Source organism: Actinobacillus genomosp. 2 (genome assembly GCF_029773605.1).
Classification (GTDB): Bacteria; Pseudomonadota; Gammaproteobacteria; order Enterobacterales; family Pasteurellaceae; genus Actinobacillus.
The window spans coordinates 1,864,962-1,883,708 of the sequence record NZ_CP103807.1; the positions used below are offsets into that span (position 1 = coordinate 1,864,962).

Here is an 18,747-nt window from a genome sequence, read left to right on the forward strand (position 1 = left end):
AAATATGCCACTCATCGTAGCAGTTACAAAGCGAATCTATTTTAATAAATCTTCGTTCTTTTTGTAGTTCCATTTACTACGGGGTTTGTCGATATACTGAAAATACTCATTAGTGAAAGTACCTTGAGCACAAGTTACTTTATCACGGCGTGTATTTACTTGTTGATTACCAATAGCCGTATTTAGTGTATCAGGACCGGTCATCACAAACACGCCTCCTTCAATTCGGCGATTTTCGATATTGCTGATAATGATCTCCAGCGTGGCTTTTAAGATAGGATGATCTTTCTCACAAGCTAAAAAGAAATTGGTATATTTGTCACGGCGTTTAATTAAAACTTCCCGATCATTTTCCTGAATAATTTGTGAGATTGGGAAGACTAAATGTCCATCTATATCAATATAAATTCCACCTTCTTGTAATAACGTGAAAACACGCCAAAAATCCGCTTGTGCCGCACCATCGGTTAATTTACTGTATGCGGTAAAGGTACGTTCATCAGCATTTGCTTTAATATAGGTTTCACGTTCTTCCGTACTGACATAGCGATAATCGTAACTTAGCGACATTAAGCGATTGAACAGATAATTTGCATAGACAGGCAAGGTAACTTTATTTGAATAATTAGTTTGCCAGATAGTTTTAGTGATTCGGGTATTTTGATTCGGCTTAATTTTTGCCGGACTATATTTTGGAATCGTAAAACGAAGCTTAGGAAAAACCGCATGGAATGGGTAACTTAGTACTTTCACCACATTCCTGAATAAACGTTCTAAACCATTACAGACAACAATCAGCGACTCATATTTTACTGGATTAGCCATTCATTACCTCTTCTAATTGTATTTTGTTTAATTCTGAAATGGCAAAGTCTAACGCATAATCATAACCTTTTGCACCTAAACCGCAAATCACGCCTTTTGCAACATCACTTAGATAAGAATGATGGCGAAAAGGCTCACGTGCGTGAACATTTGAAAGATGGACTTCGATAAACGGAATAGATACTGCTAATAACGCATCACGAATCGCCACGCTCGTATGAGTAAAGGCACCAGGGTTAATGATAATAAAATCAGTATTTTGAAATGCTTGGTGAATACGATTAATTAACGGTTCTTCACCGTTTGCTTGAAAGTAATCTAATTCGTAGCCTTGTGCCTGTGCCGATTGTTGTAAGTGTTGTTCAATATCTGCTAAGGTTTGAGAGCCGTAAATATGCGGCTCACGTTTGCCTAACATATTTAAATTCGGACCGTTTAGGAGAAGAATTTTTTTCATATAGGTTCCTTACAAGCGGTAAAAAAATCCCCCTCTTTTGCAAGGAGGGGGGCGGGAAGATTTAATTATTCTTCGATAGTACGAAGTAATTCGTTGATACCCACTTTACCTAATGTTTTCGCATCAACTTTTTTCACGATAACTGCACAATATAGGCTGTATTTACCGTCTTTTGATGGAAGGCTACCTGATACAACTACAGAACCTGCCGGTACACGACCGTAGTGGATTTCGCCGGTTTCACGATCATAAATACGGGTTGATTGTCCGATAAATACACCCATTGAAATGACACAACCGTCTTCAACGATTACGCCTTCAACCACTTCTGAACGTGCGCCGATAAAGCAGTTATCGCCGATAATAGTCGGATTTGCTTGTAACGGCTCTAACACACCACCGATACCTACGCCACCAGATAAGTGAACGTTTTTACCGATTTGTGCACATGAACCTACGGTTGCCCAAGTGTCAACCATGGTACCTTCGCCTACGTATGCACCGATGTTTACATAAGATGGCATTAATACGCAGTTTTTAGAAATGTATGCACCTTTACGTACGGTTGCAGATGGTACTACACGGAAACCTTCTTGTGCAAAACGTTCTTCAGTGTAATTTGCAAATTTTAAGCCTACTTTGTCGTAGTATTTGGTTTCCGCGCCATCAATGATTTGGTTGTCATTGATACGGAATGAAAGTAAAACCGCTTTTTTTAACCATTGATGAGTGACCCACTCACCGTCAATTTTTTCTGCTACACGATATTTACCGCTATCTAAACCTTCGATAACTTCTTCGATTGCTGCACGAGTTTCTGCATCAACGGTTTTTGGCGTAATTTCAGCACGACGCTCGAATGCCGCTTCAATAATTGCTTGTAAAGACATTGTTGTGTTCCTTTAATGTAAATGGAGATTGTGGCCCTATTTTTTACCACAGATAGTTATTTTTTTCTACTATAAAAAAGGAAATCAATCAGATTGGTAGAACTTTTGCAAAGGTTTGATGAAATTTGACCGCTAATCTCAATAAATCAGTACAATTTCATTATGTAAGAAAAATAGCGATGTGATTCGATTAAATTCACATCGCTATTTAGGTGGATAAGTCTATTTTATAACGGTGATGCTCCACTTAGCATCATCAATTTGTTCATAATCTGTTACTTCATAACCTTCTTCCGCTGCCCAGTTTGGAATGGCTTCAGTAGCTTGAGTACAGTCAAATTCAATCACCAGTTCATCACCTTTATTCAGTTTTGCCATTGCTTCTTTGGCTTCTACAAGCGGAAAAGGGCAAACTAAGCCGGCAGTTTCTAATTTTACTTGCATATATTATTCCTTATATGTTGTTTATGCGTTGGTACGCGGTTTAATAATGGTAAAGTAAGCGGCAACCCAAGTGCCTAAAATCATTACAGGTAAAGATACCCAACCTTGCCATGAGAAAAATGAGGTTTCCACCAAGCCGTTACCGATAGAGCAACCGCCGGCAAGTGTTGCACCGATTCCCATCAGAATGCCGCCTACAGCACTATAAATCACGGTTTTACTGTCTGGTACTCTGACTCTAAATTCATTTGCACCTTTTGCGGCAATAAAAGAACCTAGCAAAATACCTAATACTAATAATACACCCCAGTTAATAAATTTACTTTCACCAGTCACTAAAAATTGTAATAAGTTAGCAGATGGACCAGTAATTCCTAAGCCAAATTCACGTCCGGTCGGTACACTAGAAATCCAAGCGAAGATAGCAATAATACCGATGAGGATTGCCGTCACAAACGGATCCCAGCGTTTTTCAAATAAAATATGGGCTAACCCTGTTTTTTTAGGTTTGAGCGTTGCAATTTTAGCTTTCGGTTTACGAAGTTGCTGGAAAACTGAAAATGCCGTGATTCCTACGAGTAAAATAACTAACAACCAAGGTGAAATACCTAAACTTTCATAAATGGTTTTATGCTCCGTATTAATACTGCGTAATTCACTATTAAATGAACCTAGCGGACCGGTTCTTAGCATCGCACTAAATAACATATAGGTTGCGAGTGCGACCCAACTACCAACCAAGCCTTCTCCAGCACGATACCAAGTTCCGGTAGCACAACCACCGGCAAGAATGATGCCAATGCCAAATAAAAATGCACCGCTTATGACTGCGATAGGGGCAAAATTTTCAGCTGGTTGGAAATTAATAAAACCGGCTTCTTTAAGAATAAAAAAGCCAACAGATTGAACACTGATCGCAATCAATAGTGCAATAAACATCTTTTTGCTTTTTGTGACATAGAGATCTCGAAATGCTCCAGTAATACAAAATCGTCCGCGTTGCATAACGAAACCAAGTAGGAAGCCACAAAGTAGACCTGAAATTAACATAAGCTCTCCTAAAAATATAAAGTGTAATTATTATTAGGAAAATTGATGTATAGATTCCAATAACTATTCTGTTTTTTTTATTGCTATTTGGAATAACAAACGGTTTTCTTGCAAAAAATCGCCAAATGGATTGAATTTTCGCCTAATGAAATTTTTTTTGAAATTTGTATTTGACAACGTTTTAAAAATGCCTAAAATACCGCACATAAATCGCTACGCAATAACGTAGCGTTTTTATTGCGGGAATAGCTCAGTTGGTAGAGCACGACCTTGCCAAGGTCGGGGTCGCGAGTTCGAGCCTCGTTTCCCGCTCCATTTTAAGATGAGCCCGAGTGGCGGAATCGGTAGACGCAAGGGATTTAAAATCCCTCGCCTTTCGGGGCGTGCCAGTTCAAGTCTGGCCTTGGGCACCATTTTAGAATGACAAAATTTAAATTATGCGGGAATAGCTCAGTTGGTAGAGCACGACCTTGCCAAGGTCGGGGTCGCGAGTTCGAGCCTCGTTTCCCGCTCCATTTTAAGATTTAAAACGGTTGTGCCCGAGTGGCGGAATCGGTAGACGCAAGGGATTTAAAATCCCTCGCCTTTCGGGGCGTGCCAGTTCAAGTCTGGCCTCGGGCACCATTTTAAAGCTTAAAATAAAATTAATTATCGAAGCCCGAGTGGCGGAATCGGTAGACGCAAGGGATTTAAAATCCCTCGCCTTTCGGGGCGTGCCAGTTCAAGTCTGGCCTCGGGCACCATTCGATAATAAACTTCAAAATTATTTAAATTTAAAATAATTTCAATGCGGGAATAGCTCAGTTGGTAGAGCACGACCTTGCCAAGGTCGGGGTCGCGAGTTCGAGCCTCGTTTCCCGCTCCATTTCATCATATCAAAGCAGATAGCACCATAAGGTGCTTTTTTTATATCTAAAATTACCTCTGTTATTCTTACACAAAATTTTTCGTGATTTATTTTCAATTTTACAGCGTTTGCCTATGACATTATTTATTTCGAGTGGAATGGAATGATCGGGGTAAACTGTTATCGTATATAAAATCAATGCCGCAACAAATAGAACATTGTTGCGGCATTTTAAATTGAGCAGTTAACTGAAGTATAAACTTTATACTTTTTCGAGATTCGCCATTTTAGCAATCAACCATTTAATACCGTTACCGGCAAAAGCGATTTGTAAGCGAGTTGCTTCGCCACTGCCTTCTACATTGATAATCGTGCCTTGTCCGAATTTAGCGTGTTGCACTTTTTGTCCCATTTTCCAGCTATTGTCTTCTAAACAAGAAGCGGTCATTTTTGCTGAATTTTTTGCAAAAGGTGTGCTTTGAGCAAAACTTGCCGCACGGTTGATAGAGCCTCTCAAACGCACTTCTCGAATATGCTGTTCGGGCAATTCTGCAATAAAACGAGAAGCAATATGGCGTTCTTCTTTGCCGTATAAACGTCTGAGTTCGGCATAGCTGATCGTTAATTTTTTCTTCGCTCGGGTAATACCGACATAAGCCAAACGGCGTTCTTCTTGCAGTCTACCTTCGTCAAAACTCATCCCGCTCGGGAAAATGCCTTCTTCCACACCGACCATAAATACACGGGGAAATTCTAAGCCTTTTGCTGAATGTAGCGTCATTAATTCGACATAATCTTGATGCGGAGAGGCTTGTGCTTCACCGGCTTCTAATGAGGCGTGAGTTAAAAATGCGGTGAGATCCGACATTTCTTCCGCTTCGTCAGGTTTACTGAATTGTTTGGTAGCGGTGACTAGCTCTTCTAAGTTCTCGATACGAACTTCGCCTTTTTCACCTTTTTCTTGCTGATACATTTCGTATAAACCGGATTTTTTGATCACAAAATCGGTTTGTTCAAACAGTGGCATTTGTTCGGTTTCTTGTTCGAGCGCATTAATTAATTCGACAAAACGTAATAAGGCAGATGCGGCTCTGCCAGACAACTGTTCTTCCTGTACCGCCACTTGAATTGATTGCCATAAGGTTATTTGGCGATTACGGGTAATTTGACGGATCGTATCTAGCGTACGTTCGCCAATTCCCCTTGGCGGCGTGTTAATCACACGTTCAAATGCGGCATCATCTTGGCGATTCGCAATTAAACGTAAATAGGCTAACGCATCTTTGATTTCTTGACGCTCGAAGAATCGCATACCGCCGTAAATTCGATAAGGAATATTCGCTTGAATTAACGCTTCTTCAATCACACGAGATTGACTGTTACTGCGGTATAACACAGCACATTCGTTTAAATCGCCCTCGTCTTCTTTCCATTGTTTGATTTGTGACGCAACAAAACGAGCCTCGTCTAATTCATTGAAAGCACAATAAATTTCAACCGGATCACCATCGCCTTGATCTGTCCATAAATTCTTACCTAAACGGTCTTCGTTATTGGAAATTAATTCGTTGGCGGTGGCAAGAATATGTCCGGTTGAACGGTAGTTTTGCTCAAGACGAATGGTTTCCGCTTTTTGGTAGTCATTCAAGAAACGCTGAATATTTTCAACCTGTGCACCACGCCAGCCGTAAATCGATTGGTCGTCATCGCCGACAATCATCACATTACCGGTTTCACCGGCAAGCAGACGGATTAAGTCATATTGAATATTGTTGGTATCCTGAAACTCATCGATCAAAATCTGCTGAAAACGTTGTTGATAGCGTTGCAAAATCGGCGGTTTATCTCTAAATAGCTCATAAGCTCGAATCAATAATTCGGCAAAATCTAACAAGCCAGCACGATCACAGGCATCTTGATAAATTTGGTAGATTTGGACTAATTTCTTTTCATTCGGATCGTTATGATGATCAATATCTTTCGGGCGTTTGCCTTTATCTTTCTGCGAACTGATATACCACGCTACGTGCTTCGGCGGAAAATGTTTCTCATCAATATTGTGTAACTTTAACAACCGTTTAAGTAAACGTTGCTGATCTTCGCTATCCATAATTTGGAAATCTTGTGGCAGATTAGCGTCAAGATAATGCGAGCGTAATAAGCGATTAGCAATGCTGTGGAATGTACCGACCCACATACCGAACAGGCGGTGATGACTGCTGGAAGAAAGAGTATGTTCGATACGATGACGCATTTCCGCCGCCGCTTTATTGGTAAAAGTAACCGCCAGAATATTCGATTCCGGTACGTTTTCTACACCGATTAACCACGCAATACGATGGGTCAGCACCCGTGTTTTACCGGAGCCGGCTCCGGCCAAGACTAAATAATTGCCTAATGGAGCAGCGACAGCCTCTCGCTGTTTATCATTTAAACCGTCTAATAATAAAGAAAAATCCATTACCGCCTCGTATTTAATTAATGTTTGTTTATACAGTTAATCCTATTATAGATCAAAGCGGTTAAATTTAGCGAAAGTTTTGCAAAGAGTTTGGAAATTTTTAACTTATGTACTCTGACATCACATTATAGGGATATAAAAAATACCAATCTGATTTTATACAGATTGGTATTTTGGTAAAAAGCTGAGAATTAATGACCGCTTAACACTTTTGCCGGCTCTAATTTTGCTGCTCGGGTTGCTGGATAGAGGCTAGCGAATAGACTTAACACAACGGTGGCGATTAACACATAAGCGACATCTTGCCAGTGTAGTTCACTTGGTAAGAAATCTACGAAGTAAACGCCATCGGATAACAGTTTGATCCCGAAAAATCCTTCCATCGCTTTAATTATTGCGGTTAAATTCAACGACAATATCACGCCGAGTATAATCCCGACCAACGCTCCTTTCATACCGGATAGTAAGCCGTACCACAGAAAAATGCGTTTGATAAACCCATTATTCGCACCGAGTGTACGCATAATCGCAATATCGCCTTGCTTATCTTTTACCGCCATAATTAGTGTCGAAATAATATTAAAACATGCCACACCAATCACTAGAACCATTGCAATATACATTACGGTACGCACTAGCTGAATGTCGTTATACATATAACCGAATTTTTCAATCCAAGTGTTGAGATACAGCGGTTGATTAAAGTTGGCAAGTTCCGGCATTTGCAATTCTTGTACTTTAAACGGTGCTTTTAATGCTAACTCAATACCCGAATATTCATTTGGTTGATATTCCAATAACTCTTGGGCTTTTTCAATCGGTAATAACGCATAGCTATGGTCGAGTTGCCCCTCCAGTTTCAGTACGCCGGTTACCGGTAGACTGAAACGTAACGGTTGAGACAATTTGCCGTCCTCGGTTGGTTGCGGCAATAACAATGTCACTTCATCACCGGCGGCTACTTCCAAATCTTTAGCAATACCGGCACCAAGAATCAAACCGCCTTGTTGATGGAACGCTTGCCATTGTTCACTTGGAATATAATGGCTAAGCGAACTGACTTTATCTTGCTTAACCGGATCAACGCCTCGAACTTGGGCGATTTTTAGTTGCGTACCGTTTTCAATCAAGCCGGTAAAGCTGACGAAGGGCGAAGAAGCGGTCACATTCGGATTACTATTTGCAAGATTTTCCAGTTTTTTACCCGCTTGTATCGGGGCGTTTTCATTACCGTTGTAGGAATACAGTTCAGCGTGCGGAACAACGGAAAGCACTCGCTGATTTAACTCTCGCTCGAAGCCGTTCATTGCACTTAAGCCGATAATTAATACCGCCACACCAAGTGCAATCCCAATACTGGAAAATAGTGAGATCAACGAAACTAGCCGATTTTTTTGTCTGCCTCGTTGATAACGCCAGCTAATAAAAAAGGGGTATTCATTAATCTGCCTCACTTAATACACCATCTCGCATCACGAAGCGGCGAGATAATTTATTTGCTAAATTTAAGTCGTGAGTGACCAATAAAAAGGCGATATTTTGTTCAGCATTCAGTTGTTTGATCAGATCAAAAATACTTTCGGTGGTTTTTTGGTCGAGGTTACCGGTTGGCTCATCAGCTAACACGAGTGCCGGATTATTAACTAACGCACGGGCAATCGCTACACGTTGGCGTTCGCCACCGGAAAGTGCTGAAGGGCGGTGGGTAATTCGGTGCGATAATCCGACCGCTTGTAGCATTTTTTCGGCACGATCTCGAGCTTCGCTTTTGTTTTGATTACCGATTAGCATTGGCATCATCACGTTTTCAAGCGCAGTAAAATCTGCCATTAAGTGATGGAATTGGTAAACGAAACCGAGATTTTGGTTACGCAGTTGCGCCAGTTTATTCGCACTTAATTTTTGTAGTGATTGTTGTTTGATCCAAACTTCGCCGGCACTCGGTTGATCCAAACCGCCAAGCGTATGTAATAGGGTGCTTTTGCCTGAACCGGATGAGCCGACAATCGCGACTAATTCACCGCTATTCATCGAAAATGAAACGTCTTTGAGGACTTGCACCTTTTGGTTGCCCTCATCATAAAATTTGCTGATATTTTCACAGCGTAATAATTCGGTCATATTGTTTTTATCTTCATTTAAGTGGAAATATTTAGAACCACGGAACACACTGAATACACAGAAATTTTTTCCGTACTATCCGAGTATTCCGTAGTTAATAGTATTTATATCCCAATCCGAGGTTTATCTTGTAAACCACAGAACACACTGAATACTCAGAAATCATTGCATTTTATTTTCCGTGTTATCTGTGTATTCCGTGGTTGAAATTATTCATATCTCAATGCCTGAGCCGGTTCGATTTTTGCCGCTCGGTATGCAGGATAAAGGGTACAAACCAATGACAACACAATCGAAGTCACGATAATGGTTGTCACCTGCATTGGTGAAATTAGTGTCGGTAGATGAATATTCGGATTGAGTAATGCCACAATCTCATCCAAATTGAGAGTGATAACCGCACCGATAATGCCACCCAAAATCGAACCGATTACGCCGACAATCGCACCTTGGAAAATAAAAATTTGTGTTACTTGTCGTTTAGTTAAACCTTGGGTTTGTAAGATGGCGATTTCACCTTGTTTGTCCACCACCATCAGACTGAGTGAAGTCACGATATTGGAAATAGCAACGATAATGATCAGGCTGATCAATAAACCCATCATATTTTTTTCCATTCTAACAGCTTGGAAAAATTCGCCTTTTTGTTCTCGCCAGTCACTAATTTGGTAGTTATTTGCAGCGAAATGTTGGCTAAGTTCGGTAACTTGGAACGGATCTTGCAAATATAGACGCATACCTTGCACTTGGTCTTCGGTTATCCGCAATAAACGCCCAACGTCGGCAAGGTTGGCAAAAAGGGTATATTCGCTCGCTTCATTGTTGCTGTGATAAATCCCAACCACGTTAAATAAACGCTGAACCGGTACACGTCCCATCGGCGTATATTGACTGTTTTCGGTAATCATCAAGCGGATCTTTTCGCCAGTACCGATATTCAACTTATTTGCAAGGCGTGAACCGATCAATATATTAAATTCACCTTGTGGCAGTAGTGCTTTGACATCTTCACCAATCAACATTGGATCATCGTTTTCATTTTCAACACCGAGTAATTGACCGGCATTGATTCCTTGCTGGCTTTGGATAATTACATTCGCTTTATTAATCGCTACGCTTTTACTTGCAAATGCCGGTAAGTTAATTGATTGATTTTTATCGAAATTTCCTTCTTGTGGCAACACAATGGCGTGCGGCAGTGTTGAAAGCAAATTGCGCTTTTGCATATTCTCCAAGCCGTTCATTACCGACAGCACGATCACTAATGCCATTACGCCAAGCACGATCCCGAAACTTGCCAAATTGGTGACTAAGCGCCCGAAGCGATCGGCACTTTTAGAACGCCAATAGCGGAAAGCAATAAAAAGAGTTGTTAAATTCATAGTTTATATTGTTAGCTATTTATACCTAATACTTAAAAAGCAAGCGGTCAAATTTACCGAATTTTTTGCAAATTTTCGCTAATTTTAAACCGCTTGTATCTTTTAGGAATCAGGCTATTTCGTGGAATATTATTTTCCGTTGAGTACAAATTCTTCCATATTCTGCGTCACTTTATTTACTAAAGTAGTAACTGCCGAATCGCTTGCCCACGCAACGTGCGGGGTAATTAATAAATTCGGTAAACGTTTTGCCGCCTGCATTAACGGATTGTCTTTTTCCGGCGGTTCTTTGACTAATACGTCCAACGCCGCTCCGGCAATCTTGCCGTTCTCTAAAGCTGCTAATAATGCCGCTTCATCTACTAACGGACCTCTGCCGGTATTAATTAAATAAGCGGTCGGTTTCATTAATGCTAAGGTTTCGGCGTTAATCAGGTTTTGAGTTGAATCGCTGAGCGGACAATGTAATGAAATAATATCCGCTTGTGTAAACACTTCTTCAAAAGCGGTATAACCTTCACGAATTTCAGTTGCACCTTTGTGTTCTGCAAAAATGACCTTCATTCCGACCGCTTGTGCTAAGTGAGCCACTTCCGAACCGGTGTTGCCTTTACCGAAAATACCTAAGGTTGAACCACGAATATCGGTTACCGGATGATCGACATAGCAGAATTGCCCACAAGTCGCCCAACGATCCGAGGTAATTTGGTCTCGATGATAACCAATTAAGCTGTGCTTTAACGCAAAAATCATACCTAAAACGTGTTCCGGCACGGTTGTGGTGGAATAGCCGGTTACGTTTTTTACTGCAATACCCAGCTCTTTCGCTGCGACTAAATCAACATTATTAGTGCCGGTGGCGGTAATCGCAATTAATTTAAGTTTCGGTAATTGAGCCAGTAATTCTCTGCCGAGTAATACTTTGCTGGTGACGATAATATCGGCATCTTTAGCACGCTCAAAGGTTTGTGAAGCATCGGTACTGTCGTATTCCGTCCAAGTATGAGGAAAAGAAGGGCGAGGGATTTCGTGGGTGGGTACACCGGTTTTATCTAGAAAAACGATATTAAGCACAGTCATGGAAGGCTCCTTAAATTTTTACCACGAGAAGTGATGACTCCCCGTGGTAATAGGCATTAGTTTGACGTATCAATTTCTTCGAATGATTTAACTAAATCATCGATTGCTTTCATTTGGCTAACGAATGCTTCTAATTTTGATAACGGTAAGGCTGATGGACCGTCACATTTTGCATTATTCGGATCCGGATGTGCTTCAAGGAATAAACCGGCTAAACCGATTGCCATACCGCTACGAGCCAATTCGGTTACTTGATCACGGCGACCACCGGATGCTGCACCGAATGGATCACGACATTGTAACGAGTGAGTTACGTCAAAAATGACCGGACAGCCTTTTGATACTTTTTTCATAATGTTAAAGCCGAGCATATCCACCACTAAATTATCGTAGCCGAAGTTAGTACCACGGTCGCAAAGAATCACGTTTTCGTTACCACATTCTGCAATTTTTTCTACGATATTACCCATTTGACCCGGGCTTAAGAATTGTGGTTTTTTCACGTTAATCACCGCACCGGTACGCGCCATTGCTTCGACTAAATCCGTTTGGCGAGCTAAGAACGCTGGTAACTGGATAATATCCACCACTTCCGCTACCGGTTTGCATTGATAAATTTCGTGTACGTCAGTAATAATGCTCACGCCGAAGGTATCTTTTAATTCTTGGAAGATTTTTAAACCTTCTTCCATACCCGGACCACGGTAAGAATGAATTGACGAACGGTTCGCTTTATCGAAAGAAGCTTTAAATACATAAGGCACACCCAGTTTGTTGGTGACTTCTACGTATTGTTCACAGACGCGCATTGCCATATCACGGCTTTCTAATACGTTCATACCGCCGAATAAAGTAAACGGCTTGTCATTCGCCACTTCGATATTGCCGACTTTTACGATTTTGTTGTTCATGTTCTATTTCCTTAATCCAAAAGGATTTTAAGTAAGTTAAAGGATTTTTATGTTGATGTTCTTGCTACAAAAAAGTGATTTGGAATTAATGTAATCTACTTTCTTTACTCTTTTGCTCTAAACCTTTCATTTCGAGTTTGAGCATCACCGCAGAAGGATCTTCTGGACATTGATCGATAAAATAGCTGAGATCTTCATAAGCAGCTTGGAAACAATCCATACTGGCTAGCACCATTCCTCGGTCACGAATTTCATATGGATCTTCCGGGCTGAATACTAAACGATATTCGATTAAGCGTAAGGTTTCTTCATATTTTCCTTCACGAGTGAGTGCCATTTTAAACACGGTTTCTACTCGTTCCAGTAATTCTGAAGGTTTTGCTTGGCGGAGTAATTCAGGGGTAAGCTCTGTACCATAACCGATTTCACCTTCAAGCCATTTAGTGAGTAATTCCAATGGCATAAAACTGCCGTCCCACGGATTAATAAAACGTACGGTTGTTTTACCTTTTTCATCTTTCATTTCGGCACGCAGAATTAACTGAGTCGGGAAATTGACCGGATAAATCGGTAAATCAAGAGAAGCTGCTAAATAAAGCACGATTGCCCCCAGCGAAACTGGCATACCGGAATGAGTACGAATCACTTTATTCAGTAACAGATTATCCGTATGGAAATATTGCTGATAATGACAATGGAATCCCCACTCTTGATAAACTAATGTGAGTAATTGCTGGATTCGCTCCGCATCAGATTCCGCATTCACTTGATAACGTGCTTTTTTTACTAGCGCCGACATTAAGCCGAAAACCTGCGGTTCACTGAGTGAATCATCCACCAATAACGTTAAGCGGACCATTTCACGATATAAATATTTCTGTAATTCTTTCGGGCTGATTTCAACTTTCGGCAGATCTAATTCTTTTAACAGTTCTTCAATCACATCGTCCATTTATTTTGCCTTTCTTACTGCTTTAGTTAAGCGGTCATTACCGCCGTAATCTTGGAATGATTCGATCTCATCCCATTGATATTGTTTGAAAATTTGTTGAACCGCTTGGGCTTGCTGCCAACCGTGTTCCAACATTAATGCACCGTTATCAACTAAGTAAAGCGGTGCGTTTTGGATAATTTTTTGCAAATCACTTAAACCGTTCTGCTCAGCAACAAGAGCAGAGAGCGGTTCAAAACGTACATCGCCATATTTCAGATTTTCATCGTGTTGATCAATATAAGGTGGATTGCTCACAATAAGATCAAATTGCTGATTTTCAAGAGCAGAGAACCAATCGCTTTGTAAAAAACTGACGTTGCTAAAACCTAAATGTTGGCGATTGGTTTCGGCAAGTGTAACCGCTTCCGCTTTAAAATCTACACCGAGAATTTCGGATTGTCTTCCAAGTTCCGAAGCCAAAGCTAAAGCGATAGCACCGGTTCCTGTACCAAGATCTAAGATTCGTAAAGTTTGCTGAATTTCCAACCGCTTGTAGGCCCAATCCAAAGCGACTTCAACCAAACGTTCCGTATCCGGACGAGGAATTAACGTATGCGGCGAAACTTTCAATGGCAATGACCAAAATTCTTTTTCACCTAAAATATATGCCATCGGCTCGCCTTGCAAACGACGAGTTAATAGTTGCTCAAGCTCCGTCAATTCTGTTTGCTTCAGCTCGGTTTCGCCAAATGCAAAAATTGCAGATTTTGTGCGTTTTGTGACCGCTTGCAAAAGTAGATTGGCATCGGTTTTAGGATTCAGATAAGGATCTTGGGCAATATTGGCATTAAGTGCTGCTATTGCCTGATCAAGCCATTGAGTATAGTTCATTCGGTTACTTGGTTGAGTGAACACAAAGTCCGGTACGATCTGTGCCGGCGACATTTTGTTTAATACTGAAGGCATTGCCTGCAAAATTACTGATCGCAATATTTAGCGGTTTTTGTTCTGCTTTTGCTAGCTGATTAGTAATCGCTTCGTAGTATTTTTGTTCGGTATTACGTAAAGTTTTATCCGTTTTTAATGCTTGTTGAATTTCAGCTCGGTGAGAACGACTAATATTTCCGTCCATAAATTTGTAAGTAAGCGTTTTATTCTCATAAGACCAAGTACCGTTACGTTTTACATCATATTGGAATAATGGTTTTTCATTCGGTAACATCACTTTGCCCAAATAAGTTGCTTTGCCATCTTCCGCTAAAGTCACGTTATTGCTGGTTGCGATATTTCCGCCGTCCATACGACATTCCCAATCACCGATAAAGCTTTTTGATGTTACGGCTTCAGACGTTGCTACTGCTGTTGATGTTTGCGTATTTTGATTAGAACAAGCTGCGATTAAGGTAACAGCTGCCGCTAAAATAATTTTTTTCATATCTGCTTTCCAAAAATAAAATATCAATAAAATAAAAGAGGAGGGCAAATACTGCCCTCATAAAGGTTAAGCCTGCTCGGAAAGTGCAGCTAATTGATCCGCTTGGTATTCGGTAATAATCGGCTGAATTAACTCATCGATTTTACCGTTCATTACTTCATCTAAGCGGTAAACAGTTAAGTTGATACGGTGATCGGTGACACGACCTTGTGGGTAGTTGTAGGTACGAATCTTATCCGAGCGGTCACCTGAGCCAAGTAAGTTACGGCGAGTATCCGCTTGTTCCGCCGCTTGACGTTCTTGCTCTACTTGAACAATACGAGAAGCTAACACCGCAAGTGCTTTCGCTTTGTTTTTGTGCTGTGAACGTTCGTCTTGGCACTCTACTACGATACCAGTCGGAATATGAGTAATACGTACCGCAGAATCGGTGGTATTAACGTGCTGACCGCCGGCACCCGATGAGCGATAAGTATCGATACGTAAATCCGCCGGATTGATTTCCGGCATTTCCGATTCTGGTAACTCAGGCATTACAGCAACGGTACACGCCGAGGTGTGAATACGACCTTGTGATTCGGTTTTCGGTACACGTTGTACACGGTGACCGCCCGATTCGAATTTAAGTTGACCATACACGCCTTCGCCGCTGATTTTAACGATGATTTCTTTATATCCGCCTTGTTCACTTTCGTTAGCAGACATTTCTTCGATTCTCCAGCGTTTGCTTTCACAATAACGGCTGTACATACGATATAAATCTCCGGCGAAAATACCTGCTTCGTCACCACCCGTACCGGCACGAATTTCTAAGAATGCGTTGTATTCGTCATTCGGATCTTTCGGCAGTAATAGAATTTGTAAGTGTTGTTCCAGATTTTCGATTTCGGTTTTATTTTCCGCAATTTCTTCCGCCGCCATATCTTTCATATCCGGATCGTCAAGCAGAATTTGTGCTTCTTCGATATCGTTATTTAATTTTTTCCAACGATTGAAAGTGGTCACCACTTCTTCAAGTTGTGAATATTCTTTTGAATAAGCACGGAATTTATCCTGATCGTTAATCACGGACGGATCGCCTAATAGGGCTTGCAATTCCTCATGACGTTCGCTCAGGCTTTCTAATTTATTAATAATAGAGTCTTTCATTGTTCGATTTATATCTGTTTATATTGAGTGAAAAATGGTGCGATTATAGCTGAAAATGCAAAAAATTGCTTGTAGTAAAAAATAATAAGCGGTCAAAATTCACAATTTTTTTGTAAAATTTAACCGCCTATATATTTTGTGAGTTCGGGAGATTAGCTCTTACAAGAAAGTCCGCTACGAGGCGTTACACCAAAGAAATTCTTGGCATTCGGTTTCGTTACCGTTGAATGTATTTTAGTCGGGAGTGAATTATCCATTTGCCACGCATTCCAACCGCCGTCATATACCACTGCATTTTTCCATCCAGCCATTTGCGTCATAAACCATGGAATACCCGCTCGCCAACCGGTTCCACAATAGAAAGCCAAGTGATCATTCGGTTTAATGCCTTGTTTTTCCCATAAAGCAAAGATCTCTTTTGGATTACGTAACGAGCCGTCCGGATCGTAATAGTCCGCGACATTGGAAGAGTCCGTACCAGCATAGCCCCAAATTGCTCCTTCAGGTTCGCCTTTGCCTGGAATATAATCGTATCCGCTGATCTTACCTAGGTGTTCGTCCCAAGCACGAATACTGACAAGTTTTACCCCTTCTTTTTGTTTGGCATAGGCTTGTTGTGCGGTTTCGATGGTCAGTTGCGGGTTAGCCGGAATTTTGGTACCGAAATCTGTTGCCGGTGTTGGAATATGGGTTGTCATATCAATCGGAAATTCGTTATTAATCCAAGCATTTACGCCACCGTTTAAGATTCTGACATCTTCCACACCCGCCCATTTTAATGCCCATAATACACGGAAAGCGGCAAGTTGATTTTCCGAATAAAGTACGACGGTTTTATCTTTAGTAATACCGTTTTTCAATAAGTTTTTCTCAACTATATCCGGTGCGGATAGATTCCATACCGGACCATTTTCAATCCAATCAGTATCGAAATGATAGGCTCCTGAAACGTGCTGTTTATAACCTTGTGCCTGTTCAAGCGGACCCCAAGAAACGTGGAATACCATAATTTCTTTACCTGAATCAGTTTCTGGTTTTTTGCCGTCTAATGCGTCTTTTAGCCATTGGGCGGAAACTAGCCAGTGATAATTTGGAAATGCTTCGAGTGGAGCGGTCGGATCTTGTGTATATTTAACAAAATCTTTAAATAACTTAATTTTGTAGCCTTTTGCAGCAAATTCAGCACTCACTTTCTCTAAATTGTCGAGATTATCATCATAGAATACGAGAGTTTTATCTTTGGTAATCCCTTTATCCGCCGCAAAACTTTCAAAATAATCTGGATGAATAGCCTCAACCCATTCGGCAGTAAATTGAATGGCATTCGGAATATGGCCACCTCGAGCAGTTTGTTGGCTTTTAAAACCATTATAAAAAGTATCGCCACGGGTATCGATAATTAAAAATTCGGGATTCTCTTTCTGTTTCAGTAATTCCGTTTGTGAGATTTCACCGATTTTTTGTTCGTTACAGCCTGCAAGCAAGCCGAGAGCCACCGCTAAAGTGGAGAGTTTTAAAAGTGTCATAAATACTCCTAACAAGTTGATTTTAAAGGATTTTTGCGAAGAATGAACACGCACCATACGCCAAACATCATAACGATAGTTGCAATCCACCCTTGCCAAGAGAAATAAGCGGTACCGACTACCGCATTTGCCATCGTACAACCGCCAGTTAGTGCGGCACCGATACCCATCAATATACCGCCGGCGATACTTTTGCCGAAATCTGTCGGCGATAAGGCTTTCCAACGGAAATTACCCGATAATTTGGCGGAGAGAAATGAGCCGAGTACCAGCCCGATAATCAGATAAGTTCCCCAATTTAAATAACGCTGTTGCCCAAGGGTTAAATATTGCAAAGCATGACCGACTGAAATACTAAAGCTCAACCCAAATTCTCTACCTGTTTCAGCACTGAATGCCCAAGCTAGAATACTGACTAAACCGAGTAAAATTGCCGTGAAGTGAGGCGACCAAAATTGACTGAATGGCTTACGAGGAATAAGCGGTTGAATTTTACGGCTTTTTTGCAATCCCCAACCAGCAATTAAGCTAAGCGGAATGATGAACCAAAGGCTGGAAATACCTAAAGTCTGCGGTAAGGTAATGAGCTGGCTTTCCGTTTCAAGTTGCGATGCAACCCAAAATTTTAATACGCCGGTTTGAGTCGCTACAGTAGTAACGGCAAACACGAATAAGGTGATCATCGCTGCGATCATGCCTTCTCCGGCTCTATATAGTTGTCCGGAAACACAACGATTAGCGACTCCCATCCCGATACCGAATAGAAATGCACCGAGTAGAGTAGCAAGAATCGGCATTGGTGAGCTTGGAAAACGAATAACGCCTTGCTGCTCTAACAGATAGAAACCAATAGATTGTACGGAGATAGCGGTTAAAAGTGGTGAAAACGAAGCAAAATCTCGTTTAAAGGCAACTTGGCGAAGTTGTCCTGAAAGGCAAAATTGTCCACGTTGTAAAATGATACCGAGCAATAGCCCGACAAAAAGACCGGAAATAAGCATAGATTAAACCTTAATACTATGTAAAAAATATTTCTATTATAAATATTAAAAGCAGTAAGCGGTAGGAATTTGTTAAAAATATGTGATCTATAACACAGAAAATTGATGACCGATTAGCTAGCTAAAATTTTTGGATCTGTCAATCGGATAAGCGGTAATTTTTTCGCAAAAATTTACAAGATTTCCACAGGATTTTCAGGTATTATGACCAATCTTTTTCACTCATTTTATTCC

17 protein-coding genes and 6 tRNA genes are annotated in these 18,747 nt (G+C 40.9%); 6 read left to right on the forward strand and 17 right to left on the reverse strand.

The features are described from left to right. Nucleotides 1-36: 36 nt before the first annotated feature. From NYR60_RS09325 to NYR60_RS09345, 5 genes are all read right to left on the reverse strand, one after another. Nucleotides 37-825 (reverse strand): glycosyltransferase family 32 protein, encoded by a 789-nt coding sequence (locus NYR60_RS09325; RefSeq protein ID WP_279466934.1) that lies wholly within the window; start codon nucleotides 823-825, stop codon nucleotides 37-39. Then, complete coding sequence (aroQ, locus tag NYR60_RS09330; RefSeq protein WP_279466936.1) at nucleotides 818-1,282, reverse strand: type II 3-dehydroquinate dehydratase; 465 nt, start codon at nucleotides 1,280-1,282, stop codon at nucleotides 818-820. The genes NYR60_RS09325 and aroQ overlap by 8 nt, the downstream gene beginning before the upstream one ends. Nucleotides 1,283-1,347: 65 nt before the next feature. Then, nucleotides 1,348-2,172 carry a 2,3,4,5-tetrahydropyridine-2,6-dicarboxylate N-succinyltransferase gene (gene dapD / locus NYR60_RS09335; protein ID WP_279466937.1) on the reverse strand — a complete coding sequence of 275 codons (825 nt, stop codon included), beginning with the start codon at nucleotides 2,170-2,172 and terminating at the stop codon, nucleotides 1,348-1,350. A gap of 222 nt (nucleotides 2,173-2,394) precedes the next feature. Next, a complete protein-coding gene (locus NYR60_RS09340; RefSeq protein WP_279445798.1) occupies nucleotides 2,395-2,616 on the reverse strand; it encodes a sulfurtransferase TusA family protein in 222 nt (73 codons plus the stop codon). 21 nt (nucleotides 2,617-2,637) lie between these two features. Then, nucleotides 2,638-3,666, reverse strand: coding sequence for a YeeE/YedE family protein (locus NYR60_RS09345; protein ID WP_279445799.1), 1,029 nt, complete (start codon nucleotides 3,664-3,666; stop codon nucleotides 2,638-2,640). A gap of 239 nt (nucleotides 3,667-3,905) precedes the next feature. Between NYR60_RS09345 and NYR60_RS09350 the strand changes: the two genes are divergently transcribed. From NYR60_RS09350 to NYR60_RS09375, 6 genes are all read left to right on the forward strand, one after another. Further along, nucleotides 3,906-3,981: transfer RNA gene (locus NYR60_RS09350), tRNA-Gly, on the forward strand. Nucleotides 3,982-3,992: 11 nt separating this feature from the next. Then, nucleotides 3,993-4,079, forward strand: a tRNA-Leu gene (locus NYR60_RS09355). A 26-nt stretch (nucleotides 4,080-4,105) separates the two neighbouring features. Beyond that, a tRNA-Gly gene (locus NYR60_RS09360) sits at nucleotides 4,106-4,181 on the forward strand. A gap of 22 nt (nucleotides 4,182-4,203) precedes the next feature. Beyond that, nucleotides 4,204-4,290 (forward strand) — tRNA-Leu (locus NYR60_RS09365). A gap of 32 nt (nucleotides 4,291-4,322) precedes the next feature. Beyond that, nucleotides 4,323-4,409: transfer RNA gene (locus tag NYR60_RS09370), tRNA-Leu, on the forward strand. A gap of 46 nt (nucleotides 4,410-4,455) precedes the next feature. Beyond that, nucleotides 4,456-4,531 (forward strand) — tRNA-Gly (locus NYR60_RS09375). Between the two features lie 244 nt (nucleotides 4,532-4,775). Here NYR60_RS09375 and uvrD read toward each other — a convergent pair. From uvrD to NYR60_RS09435, 12 genes are all read right to left on the reverse strand, one after another. Next, on the reverse strand, nucleotides 4,776-6,974 hold the full coding sequence (gene uvrD, locus NYR60_RS09380; protein WP_279466938.1) for a DNA helicase II: 2,199 nt from the start codon (nucleotides 6,972-6,974) through the stop codon (nucleotides 4,776-4,778). Between the two features lie 191 nt (nucleotides 6,975-7,165). Further along, nucleotides 7,166-8,419 (reverse strand): lipoprotein-releasing ABC transporter permease subunit LolE, encoded by a 1,254-nt coding sequence (gene lolE, locus NYR60_RS09385; RefSeq protein WP_279467983.1) that lies wholly within the window; start codon nucleotides 8,417-8,419, stop codon nucleotides 7,166-7,168. Continuing rightward, nucleotides 8,415-9,095 (reverse strand): lipoprotein-releasing ABC transporter ATP-binding protein LolD, encoded by a 681-nt coding sequence (lolD, locus tag NYR60_RS09390; protein ID WP_279440831.1) that lies wholly within the window; start codon nucleotides 9,093-9,095, stop codon nucleotides 8,415-8,417. The genes lolE and lolD overlap by 5 nt, the downstream gene beginning before the upstream one ends. Nucleotides 9,096-9,304: 209 nt before the next feature. Then, on the reverse strand, nucleotides 9,305-10,477 hold the full coding sequence (locus NYR60_RS09395) for a lipoprotein-releasing ABC transporter permease subunit (protein WP_279466939.1): 1,173 nt from the start codon (nucleotides 10,475-10,477) through the stop codon (nucleotides 9,305-9,307). A 129-nt stretch (nucleotides 10,478-10,606) separates the two neighbouring features. Further along, the gene (locus tag NYR60_RS09400) at nucleotides 10,607-11,557 is read right to left on the reverse strand and encodes a 2-hydroxyacid dehydrogenase (protein WP_279466941.1); all 951 of its coding nucleotides are present in this window, start codon (nucleotides 11,555-11,557) and stop codon (nucleotides 10,607-10,609) included. A gap of 56 nt (nucleotides 11,558-11,613) precedes the next feature. Beyond that, nucleotides 11,614-12,468, reverse strand: a complete 855-nt coding sequence (gene kdsA, locus NYR60_RS09405) for a 3-deoxy-8-phosphooctulonate synthase (RefSeq protein WP_279466942.1) — start codon at nucleotides 12,466-12,468, stop codon at nucleotides 11,614-11,616. An 85-nt stretch (nucleotides 12,469-12,553) separates the two neighbouring features. Continuing rightward, nucleotides 12,554-13,420: a SirB1 family protein gene (locus tag NYR60_RS09410; protein WP_279466943.1), complete on the reverse strand. Its 867-nt coding sequence runs from the start codon at nucleotides 13,418-13,420 to the stop codon at nucleotides 12,554-12,556. After that, nucleotides 13,421-14,293, reverse strand: coding sequence for a peptide chain release factor N(5)-glutamine methyltransferase (gene prmC / locus NYR60_RS09415; protein WP_279467984.1), 873 nt, complete (start codon nucleotides 14,291-14,293; stop codon nucleotides 13,421-13,423). A 4-nt stretch (nucleotides 14,294-14,297) separates the two neighbouring features. Continuing rightward, nucleotides 14,298-14,837: a glycoside hydrolase family 43 C-terminal domain-containing protein gene (locus tag NYR60_RS09420; protein ID WP_279466945.1), complete on the reverse strand. Its 540-nt coding sequence runs from the start codon at nucleotides 14,835-14,837 to the stop codon at nucleotides 14,298-14,300. 66 nt (nucleotides 14,838-14,903) lie between these two features. Continuing rightward, nucleotides 14,904-15,986, reverse strand: coding sequence for a peptide chain release factor 1 (prfA, locus tag NYR60_RS09425; RefSeq protein WP_279466946.1), 1,083 nt, complete (start codon nucleotides 15,984-15,986; stop codon nucleotides 14,904-14,906). A 152-nt stretch (nucleotides 15,987-16,138) separates the two neighbouring features. Next, complete coding sequence (locus tag NYR60_RS09430; RefSeq protein ID WP_279466948.1) at nucleotides 16,139-17,512, reverse strand: rhodanese-like domain-containing protein; 1,374 nt, start codon at nucleotides 17,510-17,512, stop codon at nucleotides 16,139-16,141. Between the two features lie 8 nt (nucleotides 17,513-17,520). Then, on the reverse strand, nucleotides 17,521-18,513 hold the full coding sequence (locus tag NYR60_RS09435) for a YeeE/YedE family protein (RefSeq protein WP_279466950.1): 993 nt from the start codon (nucleotides 18,511-18,513) through the stop codon (nucleotides 17,521-17,523). Nucleotides 18,514-18,747: the final 234 nt, after the last annotated feature.